This window comes from Mammaliicoccus vitulinus (genome assembly GCF_029024305.1).
Classification (GTDB): domain Bacteria; phylum Bacillota; class Bacilli; order Staphylococcales; family Staphylococcaceae; genus Mammaliicoccus; species Mammaliicoccus vitulinus.
In genome coordinates this window covers 1,320,215-1,336,193 of sequence record NZ_CP118974.1, presented here as the reverse complement: position 1 = coordinate 1,336,193, position 15,979 = coordinate 1,320,215, and the positions used below count along the sequence as shown (strand labels likewise).

The 15,979-nt window shown below is 32.6% G+C and carries 14 protein-coding genes and 1 other RNA gene; 5 read left to right on the top strand and 10 right to left on the bottom strand.

Translation table 11 applies throughout. The annotated features are described in order from the left end of the window. Window positions 1–75: 75 nt before the first annotated feature. On the top strand, window positions 76–477 hold the full coding sequence (locus PYW35_RS06785; protein ID WP_103322867.1) for a ribonuclease HI family protein: 402 nt from the start codon (window positions 76–78) through the stop codon (window positions 475–477). Between the two features lie 374 nt (window positions 478–851). Here PYW35_RS06785 and PYW35_RS06780 read toward each other — a convergent pair whose 3' ends face one another. Continuing rightward, the gene (locus PYW35_RS06780; protein ID WP_103322868.1) at window positions 852–1,736 is read right to left on the bottom strand and encodes a 5'-3' exonuclease; all 885 of its coding nucleotides are present in this window, start codon (window positions 1,734–1,736) and stop codon (window positions 852–854) included. 11 nt (window positions 1,737–1,747) lie between these two features. Next, a complete protein-coding gene (locus tag PYW35_RS06775; RefSeq protein WP_103322869.1) occupies window positions 1,748–5,176 on the bottom strand; it encodes a dynamin family protein in 3,429 nt (1,142 codons plus the stop codon). 286 nt (window positions 5,177–5,462) lie between these two features. Between PYW35_RS06775 and PYW35_RS06770 the strand changes: the two genes are divergently transcribed. Together PYW35_RS06770 and PYW35_RS06765 are read left to right on the top strand one after the other, a co-directional pair. Further along, window positions 5,463–5,942, top strand: coding sequence for a cytochrome c oxidase subunit II (locus PYW35_RS06770; protein ID WP_103322285.1), 480 nt, complete (start codon window positions 5,463–5,465; stop codon window positions 5,940–5,942). Continuing rightward, the gene (locus PYW35_RS06765) at window positions 5,939–7,591 is read left to right on the top strand and encodes a b(o/a)3-type cytochrome-c oxidase subunit 1 (protein ID WP_103322286.1); all 1,653 of its coding nucleotides are present in this window, start codon (window positions 5,939–5,941) and stop codon (window positions 7,589–7,591) included. Before PYW35_RS06770 ends, PYW35_RS06765 begins: the two co-directional genes overlap by 4 nt. 460 nt (window positions 7,592–8,051) lie before the next feature. On the opposite strand, the gene PYW35_RS06760 is transcribed toward PYW35_RS06765, so the two are convergent. The 5 genes from PYW35_RS06760 to PYW35_RS06740 form a co-directional block, all read right to left on the bottom strand. Further along, on the bottom strand, window positions 8,052–9,173 hold the full coding sequence (locus PYW35_RS06760; protein ID WP_103322287.1) for a THUMP domain-containing class I SAM-dependent RNA methyltransferase: 1,122 nt from the start codon (window positions 9,171–9,173) through the stop codon (window positions 8,052–8,054). Window positions 9,174–9,254: 81 nt separating this feature from the next. Then, an RNA gene (rnpB, locus tag PYW35_RS06755) (RNase P RNA component class B) lies at window positions 9,255–9,624 on the bottom strand. Window positions 9,625–9,671: 47 nt separating this feature from the next. After that, complete coding sequence (gene gpsB / locus PYW35_RS06750; RefSeq protein ID WP_016912948.1) at window positions 9,672–9,986, bottom strand: cell division regulator GpsB; 315 nt, start codon at window positions 9,984–9,986, stop codon at window positions 9,672–9,674. 13 nt (window positions 9,987–9,999) lie between these two features. Continuing rightward, entirely contained in the window at window positions 10,000–10,560 is a 561-nt protein-coding gene (locus PYW35_RS06745) for an SLOG family protein (RefSeq protein ID WP_103322288.1), read from the bottom strand. Next, on the bottom strand, window positions 10,557–10,886 hold the full coding sequence (locus PYW35_RS06740; RefSeq protein WP_103322289.1) for a DUF1798 family protein: 330 nt from the start codon (window positions 10,884–10,886) through the stop codon (window positions 10,557–10,559). Before PYW35_RS06740 ends, PYW35_RS06745 begins: the two co-directional genes overlap by 4 nt. A 169-nt stretch (window positions 10,887–11,055) precedes the next feature. Between PYW35_RS06740 and recU the strand changes: the two genes are divergently transcribed. After that, a complete protein-coding gene (gene recU / locus PYW35_RS06735) occupies window positions 11,056–11,682 on the top strand; it encodes a Holliday junction resolvase RecU (RefSeq protein ID WP_103322290.1) in 627 nt (208 codons plus the stop codon). Beyond that, on the top strand, window positions 11,679–14,042 hold the full coding sequence (locus PYW35_RS06730) for a transglycosylase domain-containing protein (RefSeq protein WP_103322291.1): 2,364 nt from the start codon (window positions 11,679–11,681) through the stop codon (window positions 14,040–14,042). The genes recU and PYW35_RS06730 overlap by 4 nt, the downstream gene beginning before the upstream one ends. Before the next feature lie 222 nt (window positions 14,043–14,264). Here PYW35_RS06730 and PYW35_RS06725 read toward each other — a convergent pair whose 3' ends face one another. Genes PYW35_RS06725 through PYW35_RS06715 form a run of 3 tightly spaced genes read right to left on the bottom strand, consistent with a single transcriptional unit; the run spans window position 14,265 to window position 15,959 of the window. Next, window positions 14,265–14,612: a YpoC family protein gene (locus PYW35_RS06725; RefSeq protein ID WP_103322292.1), complete on the bottom strand. Its 348-nt coding sequence runs from the start codon at window positions 14,610–14,612 to the stop codon at window positions 14,265–14,267. Next, window positions 14,609–15,277 carry an endonuclease III gene (gene nth, locus PYW35_RS06720; RefSeq protein WP_103322293.1) on the bottom strand — a complete coding sequence of 223 codons (669 nt, stop codon included), beginning with the start codon at window positions 15,275–15,277 and terminating at the stop codon, window positions 14,609–14,611. Before nth ends, PYW35_RS06725 begins: the two co-directional genes overlap by 4 nt. Continuing rightward, window positions 15,267–15,959 carry a DnaD domain-containing protein gene (locus PYW35_RS06715; RefSeq protein WP_103322294.1) on the bottom strand — a complete coding sequence of 231 codons (693 nt, stop codon included), beginning with the start codon at window positions 15,957–15,959 and terminating at the stop codon, window positions 15,267–15,269. The genes nth and PYW35_RS06715 overlap by 11 nt, the downstream gene beginning before the upstream one ends. Between the last annotated feature and the right edge of the window lie 20 nt (window positions 15,960–15,979).

Sequence of the window (15,979 nt, the reverse complement as noted above, 5' to 3'; positions counted from 1 at the left end):
GAGATTCGTTGAACTATATATACTGTTCATGTAAATTAGTCATAATAGAGAAATTAATTGAAAGAGATGATATCAATGCCACAGATTTATTTTGATGCAGCTACTAAAGGTAATCCTGGAGAAAGTTCATGTTCAAGCGTGATTATAATTGAGAATGAAAGACATTATTTCACTAAAAATATCGGTGTAATGGATAATCATCGTGCAGAATGGGAAGCTTTAATCTTTTCAATTCAAAATGCGATTGATTTAAATGTCAAAAATGCTTTGATATACACCGATTCAAAATTAGTTGGAGATAGTATAGAGAAAGATTTTGTTAAAAATGAAATGTTTAAATGTTATTTTAATGAATTCAAACAATTAGAACGAGCCTTTGATTTAATATTTGTAAAGTGGATACCTAGATCACAGAATAAGGAAGCAAATCAATTAGCACAACAAGCTTTGAGGAAAAAATTAAAAAGCAAGAAGTAACCATTCTCAAAATCTCACGATTTTGAAAGTGCATGCTCGCCTAGGGGTATGGCTCGAGCCTGTAGTCTCTCACTCATACTATTCCCCCGGGCGTCCGCACTTTGCAAAATCGTTGAGGATATTCATGTCTATATTATTTTTTCGTTTGTTCTTTTAAATACATGCTCTATGTTGCAAGACTTACCAAACAAGCAACATAGAACGTCTATATATATTAAAATCTTACGATTTTGAAAGTGCATGCTTGCCTAGGGGTATGGTTCGAGCCTGTAGTCTCTCACTCATACTATTCCCCCGGGCGTCAGCACTTTACAAAATCAGAAATAAAAAATCACCCAATCCGTTGGAATCATTTTCGGATTGGGTGATTTATTTTATAAATAGTTAGTAGATAAATATTTACTTGAAACAAATAATTCATGTTCATTACAAATGTTGATTGAATGTTCTATTTGATGATTGTAAGTCATTTCATTTAATAAATCATCCGTTTCTAAAGGTACATCTGTATGAATTTGTGCAAGACGTTTAGATATCGCTAAATCATCTCTATACGTAATAATCTTTTTCTGTTGACCTGCCGTTAAGTCATGCATATTTTCTAAAACATTTTCAACTGTTTCATATTGTTGTATAAGTTTAATAGCTGTCTTCTCACCTATTCCTTTTACACCCGGATAACCATCAGCTGTATCGCCCATAAAGGCTTTTACATCTACTAATTGATGTGGTTCTAATCCGTATTCATCTCTAAATTTTAAAATGTCATATTTGTTGTAAATATTGAAGCCTTTTTTCGTTAACCAAATATCAACATTCGTATTGATACATTGTAATAAATCGCGGTCGCCACTAACGATATATGTTTCATGGCCTTCTGCTTGTGCTTGTTTACTAATTGTACCGATGACATCATCCGCTTCATAGTTCTTAATGCCTATGTTAAGCAAGCCTAACTTTTCTGCGATTTCTTTCGCTCTATCAAATTGTGGAATCATTTCTTCAGGTGGTGCAGTACGGTTTGCTTTATATGACTCGAACATATCATTACGGAATGTCTTCGAACCCATATCCCAACATACTGCAACATGAGTAGGTTGTATGTCATTTATAACTGTGTAAGCGTGTCTCACGAAACCTTGCACGGCGTTTGTTGGAATACCTTTAGAATCTCTCATAAATTGTTTGTGTATACTTGTCGCATAGAAATGTCTAAATAATAAAGCCATACCATCTATTAATAATATTTTGTTTCCCATTTTGTTCTCCTTTATATCTCTTTTAAGACGTGCTCAATTTGTTCAATAACATCGTTATCTATATTAACAGATAAATATGAGTCAATCAGTTTAATCGTTTCTTCGTTATACTTCTCGATATATGCTTCAGCAATTGTATCATAATTTTCTAAGTTAACTGTCAAAACATGATTAAAGGACACGATTGGTTGATTTAGCAGCATCATTGTATCATTTAATATCGCCTTTTGTACGTCCCTTGCTTTAGATGTTTTTAATAAGTCTTTTTTAGAAATTGAATGGATTGTTTGTTGAGCAATATCTTGAATGCGAATGCTAATCGGTTCGGGAATTGTTTTATTGATGAATTCATGTTTGAATTTTGATACGAGTATCGATGCTTCATTTAATTCTACAATAGTTGGTGTCAGTAAATCATCAAACGTTCTTGCATAAAAGTTCTTTAATCTTTCAACTATGAGTGAACTTTCCAGACTCAACTTCTGATTTAAATCATCTACATATTGTTTCGTGCTTGTTTGTAAAGACGCTTTAAAATTGTCAGTTACGGTTGAAGTATTGAAATGCTTCTTCACAATATCATTGAGTTGTATATTAAGCCTGTCTTTCAAATAGTAAAGTTGATCGTGAATTTCTTTTTCTAATTGGTGATGCGACTTTACAACAGTTTGATTTGTGAAATTTTTCTTTTCTTTATACTCAAGCAACGTTGCCTTTCTCTTTTCTAATTGCGCTTTATCTTGTCTATATGTATGAACCATTTGTTCTAATTCATTGATGAGTTGATTAATTCTTGATTCTACTTGTGATTGAAGCACAGTTTTACTTTCAACTTTGACAAAATAATCGACAGCAGTCATAAATCGGTTAAAATAATCATCATATTCTTTGAGCGCTTGTTTACTAGATACTGGATAACATTCAGGTTTAATATTCAATGCATCTAATGATGATTCTACATATGCAATAACTGCATTTTTATCTTCTTCAGATTCAGCTAAATCTATCGCATTGATGATGAATTTTAGTCCTTGGGATTGTTGTAAATTATTCATATCACGCATATAAGTTAAAAACGCAGCATCTTTGTCTGTAAATGCATGATTATAATAACTTACATATATAATGAGATCACTTGAAGCGATGATTTGCTCTGTCTCTCTCGTATGTCTCTGGTTGTTTGAGTTTAAACCTGGAGAGTCGATTATAATTTTATCTTTTAGCCATTCTTCTTCAAGTCTTAAATTAATTTTGTGCACAAATGCAGCATGTGTATCATCCGCAGTTAACTTTTCTAGTTCATCTAGTTCAAATTCAACAGCTTGATCTTGTTTAAGCGTCGTTTCATAATGTTTAAAGTTCGTTTCAACCGCTTCGAAAAATGCGATATGATGACTCGATAATGAAGCATGTTGTTTAATATTATTATCTTCTATAAATTCTTCTATAGACTCATAGCTTTTATTCGCAAATTCCGTAATATGATTAATTTCTTCGAGCAATTGTGCATACGTCTTAAACGTGACTTCTTGTTTCGTGCCATAACTGATTTCCGTAATACTCGCTGTTGTCGGATTTGGTGAACTTAATAAAATCGGTCTTTGTAAAATGGCGTTAATGAGACTACTTTTCCCAGCACTAAATGTACCAAATACAGCAATTTTCGTAATATTGTTTTCTATACGCTGAACTTGATCATGAATGTTTTCAACTTCACCTTCAAATAGCGGTAATTTCTTTAATTGTTCTAATTGGTCTTTAATGTTGTCTATATTACTTACTTTTTGATTTGATTGTTCTTCTTTATATTGATGTTTTTGCTCTCTTTGCTCACCTAAATCTATATCTTCTATACGTACAAAATGTCTATCGATGAGTTTATCGATGGATTCATCTAAATGTATATAATAATGTTGATAGTTATTTGTTATAAGAGATGATTTTAAGTTTTTGAATTCAACATATTCTTCGTATTCGTTTATCTTGTTTGTATCTTCAATCTTTTCATTGCGTACTTCACTAGCCTTTACAATCTCTTCTATAAGTTGATTCGTTTCATTGCGAATTTTGCGATTGATGATTTCTGCTATGCCTTTCGTGTATATAAGCACGTAATCATTTGTAATTGATGTTTGTTCTTGTACATGATCTGCCAACTCTTGTTCAGATATCGTATATTGTTGATTGATGATTTTTTCGAATAATGCGGCATCTTTAATGTATTTGTTGAGGTTCTCTAATGATTTAATCCACACTTTAGTGATTTCGTCATGGATTTTTAAATCTAATTCTTTTTTTACTTCGCCTAATTTTTCTTCTTGAATCTGTGCTTTTTTCTTATCTTTGTTGAATAAACCTTTTACTTTATAATCTTTCGCTGTTGTTTCTAGATATAAGCGAATGGTTTCTCTCATTTCATAAGGCATTAAATATGCATTATCTAATATTTCTTTGCGTTTTTCTTTTAAATTCGTTGTGAACTGCTCTTTATTTTGAATGAGTGACTGTTCATTTTGTACATTGAACTTTTCTTTAAATGTTTGATAATCTTCATCAAAAGATTCGTCGGTTGAATCGATGTCTGAAAGAATAATTTCCATATGACGATTAATATATTCAAGTTGTTCTTGTCTAATATAATTGGTCACACGTTCAATAAATACTTGATGCTCCGTGCGTTGTTGATCAAGTTGATGGATATACTGATTAAATTCAACTTTTTCATTATTTGGCGTATCATATTTCGAAACGTAAAATATTTTTTCTAGATTAAGATTCCAATCTGCAACAGCTTTACTGACCCTGCGCTTATATGTATCAAAAGAGATTTCATCTTCATCATGTTTATCAACTTGGTTAACAACTAAAATAACTGGAATATCTAATTTGTTAAGTGATTTAATGAAGTTAAAGTTCATATCAGATTGTACATGGTTGTAATCGACCGTATAAAAAACGTAATTGGAAGTGAGTAAATATTGAAAGGCACTTTCTCTATGGTTGTCGCTCATTGAATCAACACCAGGTGTATCTTGGAAAGTAAATCCTTTATTAAATTTATCTGAAGTAAATTCTATTTCTATAGATTCTACTTCACGATCTTCTGTATTTAACCTTTTTACATCTTCTTGGTTCTCTACCACTGTATATTGATTGTCACTTAAGTTAACAGAAATACTATTTTTATTAGACGAAATTAATTGTGCGGTATTACTCGTTGTCGGTACCGGTGAACTTGGCAAAATATTTTGTCCGATAACATTGTTGATTAAAGTAGATTTACCTGCCGAAAAATGCCCTACGAAACTCACAGTATATTGTTCGTTATATACTTTCTTAATCATTTCATTAATTTGTTTGATTAATTGGTGATTTGAAGATTTTTCAATTTCTTTTTTAAGTTTATAGAGTAAATCTAATGATTCTTGATTACTTTTCATTTTAATTCCCCTTCATTTTTGCACAAATAATTTAAAATAATGTGATTTATATCACATTATTTTTTCTATCTCTATTCTATTATAAATAATGAAGAGAATATAAGAAAGGATGAATCATATGACAGTCCAAAATAATGACATTAGTAAAAAAACTGATGACTATTCACATGACGACCTCGACCTTAGAGGCACACTCTATTCAGTTTTTACATTGGGAGGCATTTTTGCAGTATTATGGGTAATTTGTTTTATTTTATTTTTAATCAGAATGTAAGGGGTGAAATCTGTGCATAAATATGAAAAGCTATGGTTAAGCGTAGGAACAGCTTCTTTAGCATTGTTTCTTATAATTTTAATAATTACAGGGTTACATAATGGTCATAAACCAGCTGCATCTGGTAGAGCATACGTTAACTCAGATAAAGTCGAACAAATTGAGCCTTTTAATAAACCAGGGCTTCATAAAGTTTACGGTAAAGACTATGATTACGAACTCGTTATTGTAGCCTCAGCTTTTAACTATCAACCTGGGAAAATCGAAATACCTAAAGGCTCAAAAGTAAAAATCATTGCGACAAGTAAAGATACATTGCATGGATTCAGTTTACCTGGAACGAACGTCAACATGATGTTAGAACCAGGACACATTAGTGAATATTCAAAGACATTCAATCATAAAGGTGAATATCTTATCATCTGTAATGAATATTGTGGTGTCGGACATGCAGATATGAAGTCGATGATAAAGGTTGTGGATAAAAAATGATAACACGTTTAAACAAGACGGATAGTAAACTCGTTATGGCACATATGTATGTGGCAGTTTGTTGTTTAATTCTAGGGGGACTCGCTGGATTATTACAAACTTTTGTAAGATCAGGTTTATTACAATTACCTAAGGCCATTTCTTATTATCAAATATTAACGGTACATGGTATTGTATTAGCGCTCGTGCTTACAACTTTCTTTATCTTAGGCTTTCAATATTCAGCAGTCGCTAAAACATGTGGGCATTTAACTACAGTACAAAGGAAATTTGGTTGGATTGGTTTTTGGGTAATGATTGTTGGGACACTTATGGCAGCTACAATGGTCTTACTGAACAAAGCAACTGTTCTATATACGTTTTATGCACCATTAAAAGCACATGTCATTTTCTATATAGGCATGGCGCTCGTCGTTGTAGGAAGTTGGATTTCTGTAGTTGGACAAATTTTAAAGTATCGAGAATTTAAGAAGACTTACCCTACTAAGAAATCTCCACTACTTAGCTATATGGTAGCCATTAACGGGGTAATGTGGATTGTATGTTCATTAGGTGTCGCTGCTACCGTACTTTTACAATTAATACCTTGGTCATTAGGTTTAGTTGAAAGAGTCGATGTTTCTTTAAGCAGAACATTATTTTGGTATTTTGGTCATGCACTTGTGTATTTCTGGTTATTGCCAGCATATATGTGTTGGTATGCAATTGTACCAAAAATTATCGGTGGAAAAGCTTTCTCAGATAACTTAGCGAGAATGTCATTTATGCTCTTCTTATTCTTCAGTATTCCTGTTGGGATACATCACCAATTAGTTGAACCTGGTATCGACGATATGTGGAAGTATTTGCAAGTTATTTTAACGTTTATGGTAGTCATTCCTTCATTTATGACAGCATTTAGTTTGTTTGCAACTTTTGAAAATCACGGTCGTTCTTTAGGATACAAAGGGTTATTCAATTGGTTTAAATCTTTACCATGGCACGATGCAAGATTTGTTTTACCATTTTTAGGTATGTTGGCCTTTATACCTGGAGGTGCTGGCGGTTTAGTAAATGCTTCAGCACAAATGAATGGTTTGATTCATAATACTATTTGGGTAACAGGTCATTTCCATTTAACAATCGCATCAGCTGTTATATTAACATTTTTCGGAATTATGTATTGGTTGATACCACATTGTACAGGTAGAAAATTAACGAAGTTCACAAATAAACTAGCTATTATTCAAGGATTAACTTGGGCTATTGGTATGACAATCATGAGTGGCGCCATGCACTACGTTGGATTAGTAAAAGGCGCTCCAAGAAGATCTACGTATTCCGAATACGGCGGTGCTAAACAAGCTGCTGAATGGATACCTTATCAAGTATTACAAGCAGTTGGGGGAACAATATTATTTATTTCTATTATATTAGTTGTTATGGTATTTATACATTTAGCTTTCTTGTCACCAAAAGGCGAAGAAGAATATCCAGTTGCTGAAGCTTTAGATGAACATCAACCTGTAACGAAACTCGTTGAAAATTGGAGATTTTTAATTGTAATTACAGTACTATTAATTTTAGTTGCTTATACAGTGCCAATAAGTCAAATGTTTATAGATCCACCACCAGGAGCTAAAGGCTTAGGTGAAGGTAAACTTTGGTAAGTAAAAGAGCGCAAATTCTTTTGGAATCAAGAATTTGCGCTCATTTTAATTTGTCTTTTGAGTCTTCGTGCGATTTGATCGGCTTTCACTTGGATTACCCTTTGGGAATTTATCAAGTCAGGCTCCACATGATAAATAGGACCGTTGAATTTATCAAGTCAGGGCTCACATGATAAATAGAGCCGTTGAATTTATCAAGTCAAGGTCCACATGATAAATAGCAAAAATCTCTATAATATTCACCACGATTTTGCAAAGTGCTGACGCCCGGGGGGAATAGTATGCCGCGCGCGACTACAGTCTCGAACCATATTCATAAGGCAAGCATGCACTTTCAAAATCGTAGATTTTAAAATATACAGCCCTTCTATGTTGCTTGTTTGGTTAATCTTTCAACATTCAGCATATACTTAAAAGAACAAACGAAAAAATGCTAGCTCTAAGAGCTACCATTTTTTATCTATTTTCTTTTACCCCAATATTGGTAATAAGTACATTCTATAAAACCATTAAATAATTTTCTTCTCTTTGTTGCTTTATGACCTACTAAAGGTTCGAATTCTTTATAGCTTGTTAACATATATAATGAAACTTGATTATTTTGAGTCAATATTTCACCTAAGTGTTTATACATAGCTTCTACTTCACTTCGTTCACCGATACGTTCTCCGTATGGCGGATTACCAATTATAGAAACAGGTCCTTCTGGTACTGTAAGGTCATGTATATCTTGTACTTTAAATTTAATGATATCTCCAAGACCTACTTCAACGGCATTTGCTTTTGCAATTTCTACCATTCTAGGATCAATATCACTTGCTAATATATCTATTTCTTTATCATAAAGTGCTGCATCATCAGCTTCTTGTCTTAATTGATCAAATAAACCTTCTGGAATAATGTCCCACTCTTCACTTGCAAAGCTACGATTAAAGCCTGGTGCTATATTTTGTGCGATTAACGCTGCTTCTATTGCAAGTGTACCTGAACCACAGAATGGATCTATAAATGGTGTTTCTCCACTCCAGTTTGTTAATCTAACAAGTGCTGCCGCTAATGTTTCTTTCATTGGTGCTTCACCTTGTGCTAAACGATACCCTCTTTTATGAAGTCCTGCTCCTGATGTATCGATTGTGAGGAAAGCTTCATCTTTTAATAAAGATACTTCTACTTGGTATTTACTACCAGATTCATCTATCCAACCTTGAATTTGATATACATGTTTAAGTTTTTCAACTATCGCTTTTTTAACGATTGCTTGGCAGTCAGATACACTGAATAATTTAGATTTAACACTTTTACCTTGTACTGGGAACATGCCTTGAGCGCCTATAATATCCTCCCAAGGTAATGATTTTGTTTTTTCGAACAGTTCATCAAAAGTTGTAGCATTAAATCGTCCTACTACGATTTTGACTCTATCAGCAGTTCTTAACCATAAATTTGCTTTAACGATAGCTGTTTCGTCACCTTCGAATAGAACACGACCATTTTCTACTGTCGTTTCATATCCTAACTCTTGTACTTCTTTAGCAACAATTGATTCTAATCCCATAGGACTAGTCGCGAGTAATTGATACATGTATATACTCCTTTATATTTAAATTATAATTTACAAATAAAAAGCTCTCCTACTTGGGAGAGCAACACTAGTGAGTGATAAATCTGTAAGCCATGTTTTGTCCTTTAGTACTGCTAACGTGCACTAGTTACACTCGTACGCCAGTGATAATCATCTGTCTGTATGATGACATACCTTCTTATTCCGTTCATTTCCGTCAAAGAAGTGCTCCTACCAATTTTGGATTGCTCACTCGAGGGGTTTACCGCGTTCCACCTTCTACATTTCTGTACAAGCTCCGTCACTGTGGCACTTTCAAACTAATTTAACCATATTATAAATAACTTAGGTTATTTCGTTGCCGTCAATTAATTGCCCTGGCTTATTGTTTCGCCAAGCACGAACACTACATTCATCTCAGAATGTGTGAGCATGGACTTTCCTCTACTTAACGTAGCGATTATCCGAAATACCACTCAAGAACGAATTATAGCATAAACTGTGATAAATAACTATAATTTATTCACCGAATACTGCTTTTTCAAGGTTAGAAATACGCTTTAATATGTCTACATTATTAGAATTATATTGTTGTGAGCCTTGTGGTCTTCCCGAAGCTACACGTATTCTTAGCTGTTCAATTTCTTTGTTTAATTTAGAATTTTCTTCTGTCAGTTTGATGACTTCATTATTTAAATCAGCCATTTTTTGATAGTCTGAAATAATATCATCTAAAAATGCATCTACTTCTTCAGTTTTAAATCCTCTTAAACCTCTTTCAAATTCCTTTTCATAAATATCTTTAGCAGATAGCTTTAATGTTACATCAGCCATATTTACACCTCATTTAATAAGATTCATTTTCATTATTATAATTATATTCCATAAAGTCTTGTAAATCCATGAATGTCATAACAGTATAAGTATAATTTGTCTTTTCGGCAAAATCAACTAACTTACTTTGGAAGTACTTTGGTGAAGCTTCTTGTTCATCATCATAAAACAAAATTGTCTTGTCGGTATTATTCAATATAAAATCATTTGCTTGTTGGAATTGGAATCCGCCTTGGTATTCACTTTGATGTATAGCATTTACATAATCAGCTTGAGCAACTATGCTTTGATATTTTTGCTGGTTCGTTTCATTCCATTTATTAAAATGATTTAAAAATGGTGTTAAAATTGCCAGTTTCAATTGAGGGTATTTATGTTTCATTTGTATTGTAACTTCAGCAGTCCAAAGTTCAAATCCAAGTTGCCCTGATATAATCACCCATTCCAAACCTTCTTCAACTTCTTGCTTAATGATTTCTTCTATATATGCTTTTATGACTTTAACTTCTGGCTGATCATCTTTAAATATATTTAATTCGAACGGCTTATAGCCAGTAAAGTATATGGAAGTCATGACAAATCACCTAAATGTGTATAGATGTAGCTCATATCATGTTGAACAGCTTTATGTTTTTCGAGAAACAGTTTTTTGCTTGTTCTTTTATAATGACATTCAACTGATAACTCTTTGTAATTATCAATAAGAAGTTGAAACTTTTGTTCATTCATATATTGTAATTGAATAACCCTATGTTGTTCTAATGCGAGTTTGTCTAACAATTCGTCAACAGCTTCAACAAATGGCACGACGTCTTTATAAAAGTCATACTCATGGTCATCTTTAGCGTTTTTAAAAATCTGTTGCATCTTGTTCAATTCATTTATAAGATCTTGTATCATTTTTATCCCTACTATCAATGAAGTTTGTTTTTTAAAAGTCCTCACGATAAAATGATAACATAACTAGAAAACTTCTAGAATATTTATGTATCATAAAAAACTTTTGTAACTTATAATGAAATAAGGTATAATGTTTAGAGTTTTTATGATATAAAGCTAGGTGATAAATTTGAATTATCCAAATGGTAAAAAAGGGATCAAAAATACTTCTGAAGTCCCAAGTCAAGACTCCCCTAAGTATAGTAAAATACAATATGGTAAGAGAGGGATGAATTTTGAAGAGGAAATTGATAAATCAAATCAATATTACAGGTTAGAAAATGTAGCAGTTATTCATAAGAAACCGACACCTATCCAAATTGTCGATGTAGATTATCCTAAAAGACAAAAAGCTGTTATTAAAGAAGCTTATTTTAGAAAACCTTCAACGACAGATTACAATGGTGTTTATAATGGATACTATATTGATTTTGAAGCTAAGGAAACAAAAAACAAAACAAGTTTCCCATTAAATAATATCCACGATCACCAAGTAGTACATATGAAACAAGTTTCAAGCCAAAAAGGCGTATGTTTTTTATTGATAAAATTTAGCTACCATGATAGCGTATTTTTATTGCCTTTTAGGAATTTTATGGTATATTGGGACAGATATAAATCTGGAGGAAAAAAATCCATTACTTTAAAAGAAATAGAGTCAGATGGTTTTGCCATTCCAATCCAATTTAGACCAAGAATTAACTACATACAAATAGTTGATCAATTGATAAAAACAGAAAGTGAGGCGCTCAAATGAGTCAATCAAAAGCTTCTAATAGTAAAAATAACAAAGAACAACCTAAGAAAAAGAGGAATATCAAGAGAACAATAATTAAGGTGTTTGGTATTCTCGTACTAGCATTCTTGGCAATGGTAATAGTAGGTGTTCTCGTATTTGCATATTATGCTTGGAAAGCTCCTGCTTTCAATGAAAGTGCGCTTAAAGACCAATTACCAACTAAAATTTATGATAAAAACAACGAACTCGTGACTACCCTTTATATGGGACAAAAGAGAGAACATGTTAAATTCGATGACGTACCTGATACATTAAAAGACGCGGTACTAGCAACAGAAGATAATCGATTCTATGATCATGGCGCATTAGATTATAAACGTTTATCTGGAGCAGTCATGAAAAACTTTACTGGTGGATTCGGTTCACAAGGTGCCTCAACACTGACGCAACAAGTTGTAAAGCGTTCATTCTTAACTGATAAGAAATCTATAGAAAGAAAGGCTCAAGAAGCTTACCTTTCATATAGACTTGAACAAGAATACTCTAAAGATGAAATTTTTGAAATGTATTTAAATAAAATTTATTATTCAGATGGTATTTACGGTTCACAAACTGCATCTAAGTATTACTTCAACAAAAAGTTAAAAGATTTAAACTTAGCAGAAACAGCATATTTAGCTGGCTTACCTCAAGTACCAAATCAATATAATATTTATGACAATCCTGAGGGAGCAGAAAAACGTAAAGACACTGTACTTTATTTAATGGAAAGACATGGTAGAATTTCTAAGAAAGAAATGAAAGAAGCACAAGATACACCTATAGATAAGAACTTAGTTCAAAGAACGGTAGAAGAAAGAAATGATGCTATGACAGATACACCTGATAACGAGTACGCTTCATACATTAATTATGTAAAACAAGAAATCACTGAAAATAAAGCGTTCAAAGGTCAATCTTTAAACGATATTATGACAAGTGGTCTGAAGATATACACAAACATGGATAAAAATGTTCAAAAAACATTACAAGATTCTGTAGATAATGGTACTTTCTACAAGAATAAAGACCAAATTACAGGGTCATCCATAGTAGATACGAAAACTGGTGGACTAGTTGGTATCAGTGGTGGTAAAGATTACAAGGATGTTGTAGATAGAAACCAAGCAACAGATTTACACCCTACTGGTTCATCACTTAAACCAATTTTAGCTTATGGACCAGCAATAGAAAATATGCAATATGCTACCAATCATAAGTTCCAAGATGAAAGTGAATATAATGTTAATGGTAGTATCTTTAAGAACTATGACGGTAAAGGACATGGATCAGTCACTATGGCAGATGCTTTAGCAAGATCCTATAACATACCAGCACTCAAATCTTGGCAAGAAACGAATCAAAACGCTGGTGAAAAAGCCGTTAAAGACTTTGCATCTAAAGTTAATTTAAATTATAAAGACCAAATTGGACCATCAGAAGTACTCGGTGGTTCACAATCAGAATTCTCCCCTACTCAACTCGCATCAGCATTTGCAAGTATGGGTAATGGCGGAACATATAATGAGCCTAAATCGATTAGAAAAGTTGTTACACAAGATGATGAAACAATTAAATTCTCAAGTGATAGTCATAAAGCAATGGAAGATTACACAGCATATATGTTAACAGAAATGCTTAAAGGTACTTTCGAAGCATATGGTTCAGCTTACGGTTATGGTATAAATGGTGTAAATGTCGCAGCTAAAACAGGTACAGGTACTTATGGTGACGAAGTATACAGTGAATATCAATTACCTGAAAATGCAGCGAAAGACGTATGGATTACAGGTTATTCACCACAGTACACAATGTCTGTTTGGATGGGCTTCAATAAAGTTAAAGAATACGGTGAAAACTCATTCTTAGGACATGATGAACAAATCAAACCACAAATTTTATTCAATGAAGTTATGTCAGAGATTTCAAGCTATGACGGTTCAGACTTTGAAAAGCCTGATTCAGTAACTGGAAGTGGCAAGAGCTTAAGTGTTGCAGGTAATGAAGATAACCAAACAACAAGTAACTCAGCACCAAGTACTGGTAATACTGATAATCAACAAAATAGTTATAATTTCTCAGGCAACAATAATAATGTAACAACAAATGAACCACAAACGAATTCAAATTCATCAAATGCACAAAGCACGACACAACAACAATCAGCTAATACTGAAAATGTAACAACAGAAGAACAAACAACCGAGTCACCTACTTCAGAATCTAGCAATGAACAAAGTTCAAGTAGTGATTCAAATAGTTCTGACAGCTCCAGTAGCTCAAATAGCTCAAGTTCAAACGCAGCTAGAGAAGCGGCCAAAGAAGCAGAAGATGAATAAAGAAATCGTTTGGATATAAATATAAGAGCTCTTCACGAGGTTATCGCCTCGTGAAGAGCTCTTTTTATATATTCTATTTATCATGTGAGCCCTGACTTGATAAATTCACAGTCAAATTGCACGAAGACTCAGTGGATAAAGTAAAAAGAGCGTGAATTCTTATGTTAGAAGAATTTACGCTCTTTTACATTACTGTCATAGCTCTATTTAATATTACTTTAATCAGTCATCTTGTTTTAATTTAGCTTCTCTTTTGAGTTTAAGTTGGTATCTTGCGTTCATTTTGATTAGCTCATCTTTTAAGGTTACCATTTGTCTATATCCCATAAAGTGATAAATTCTGTAATTGATATATTGATATCGTTCTTCAAAATTCATGGGTATAACTGGATAGTTAGATATTTCACTTATATCAAATTTGTCTATTTGATTGATCTGTTCGATATAACCAATGATGAGCGCATAATATTGATCTAATAATTGATGTGCGTAATCACTTTTCAGTTTTTTATTTATTACTAATGGTTCGATTTGTTCTTCTAGTTCTATAAAGTCTTGTTTTTCTATCATGCATCTTCAACCTTTACAAGTCCGGCTTTTAATCTTTTTTGTCCTTCTCTACAATCGTCTAATAAAGGACATGCTTCACATTTTGGTTTACGCGCTACACAATGATATCTTCCGAAAAATATTAATTGGTGATGGCTTTTTGTCCATCTTTCTTTCGGAATTATACTACATAATCGGTCTTCTACTTGTCGTACATTATCTTTAAGTTTGCATATTGCTAGTCGTTTAGATACTCTTTCAACGTGTGTATCTACTGCTAGTGCTGGTTCACCAAATGCAACGCTCATGACAACATTTGCTGTTTTACGCCCGACACCTGCTAACGATTCTAACTCTTCATGTGTGCTTGGTACGACACCATCATAATGATCTAATAATGATTGACATAGCTTTTGAATGTTTTTTCCTTTATTGCGATATAATCCAATTGATCTAATATCGTCTTGTAATTCTTCTAAACTGACACTTAAATAGTCTTCAGGTGTTTTATATTTTTGAAAAAGGGACTTCGTTACTTTATTGACAAGTACATCTGTACATTGTGCAGATAACAAGACGGCAATTGTAAGTTCAAAAGAATTATCGTGTACAAGCTCGCATTCAGCATCAGGAAACATTTCATCTATTACATCCATCATTTCTAATGCTTTCTTTTTACTTATCATATGGATTCTCCCCGTTCACCCAATCAAAAATCGGTATTGAATTAACATTTTGTTTTAATTTTTTGTTTTGATTGAACTTTTCGCTTTCTTCTTTTGAAGATTGAACAGTTGTAATGTTTTTCTTCTTCCAATTCAATAAAATTCTATCTATATATTTGATACTTAGTTTATCTAAACTATGTGCTTCATTAAGTGCACTTCGTATAAGTTCATTGGAATGATGATCTGTATCTATCCAATGATTTAACGTTTGGACTTCTAATGGTGTTAAAGGTCGACCAAATGTAGATTCAAACTCTTGGAATAATTTTTTAAATTGGTTATTTTGATCTTCTGCCTTGTTTTCTTGTTTTGTTTCATTTAAGACTAATGCCAATTGTTCAAACAATGGATCAAATGATATGAATTCATTATATTTATGCTGTTCGTCTTTTTCAATTTTAATGTCTATACATTTCAGTTGTGAAAGTTGATTGATGATATGACTGACTTCTTGAATTGACAAACTTGTTCCTTGCTGAACATCTTCTAATGGTGGTTGTATATTACGTTCATTTTCTTGATCTAATAATTTTATTAGAATAACAAATTGTTTTTCATTTAAGCCTAATTCTACGTAATGATTAAATAAAGCTCTTTGTATAACAACTGGTTTTTCTCTTAACATTTCACGAGTATACATTCTTTTTCACCTACTTTGTA

Excerpts from the sequence above, each read along its gene's own strand:
- PYW35_RS06785 (WP_103322867.1), top strand. The coding sequence starts at position 76 with ATGCCACAGATTTATTTTGATGCAGCTACTAAAGGTAATCCTGGAGAA.
- PYW35_RS06780 (WP_103322868.1), bottom strand. The coding sequence starts at position 1,736 with ATGGGAAACAAAATATTATTAATAGATGGTATGGCTTTATTATTTAGA.
- PYW35_RS06775 (WP_103322869.1), bottom strand. The coding sequence starts at position 5,176 with ATGAAAAGTAATCAAGAATCATTAGATTTACTCTATAAACTTAAAAAA.
- PYW35_RS06765 (WP_103322286.1), top strand. The coding sequence starts at position 5,939 with ATGATAACACGTTTAAACAAGACGGATAGTAAACTCGTTATGGCACAT.
- PYW35_RS06760 (WP_103322287.1), bottom strand. The coding sequence starts at position 9,173 with ATGTATCAATTACTCGCGACTAGTCCTATGGGATTAGAATCAATTGTT.
- gpsB (WP_016912948.1), bottom strand. The coding sequence starts at position 9,986 with ATGGCTGATGTAACATTAAAGCTATCTGCTAAAGATATTTATGAAAAG.
- PYW35_RS06745 (WP_103322288.1), bottom strand. The coding sequence starts at position 10,560 with ATGACTTCCATATACTTTACTGGCTATAAGCCGTTCGAATTAAATATA.
- PYW35_RS06740 (WP_103322289.1), bottom strand. The coding sequence starts at position 10,886 with ATGATACAAGATCTTATAAATGAATTGAACAAGATGCAACAGATTTTT.
- PYW35_RS06730 (WP_103322291.1), top strand. The coding sequence starts at position 11,679 with ATGAGTCAATCAAAAGCTTCTAATAGTAAAAATAACAAAGAACAACCT.
- PYW35_RS06725 (WP_103322292.1), bottom strand. The coding sequence starts at position 14,612 with ATGATAGAAAAACAAGACTTTATAGAACTAGAAGAACAAATCGAACCA.
- nth (WP_103322293.1), bottom strand. The coding sequence starts at position 15,277 with ATGATAAGTAAAAAGAAAGCATTAGAAATGATGGATGTAATAGATGAA.
- PYW35_RS06715 (WP_103322294.1), bottom strand. The coding sequence starts at position 15,959 with ATGTATACTCGTGAAATGTTAAGAGAAAAACCAGTTGTTATACAAAGA.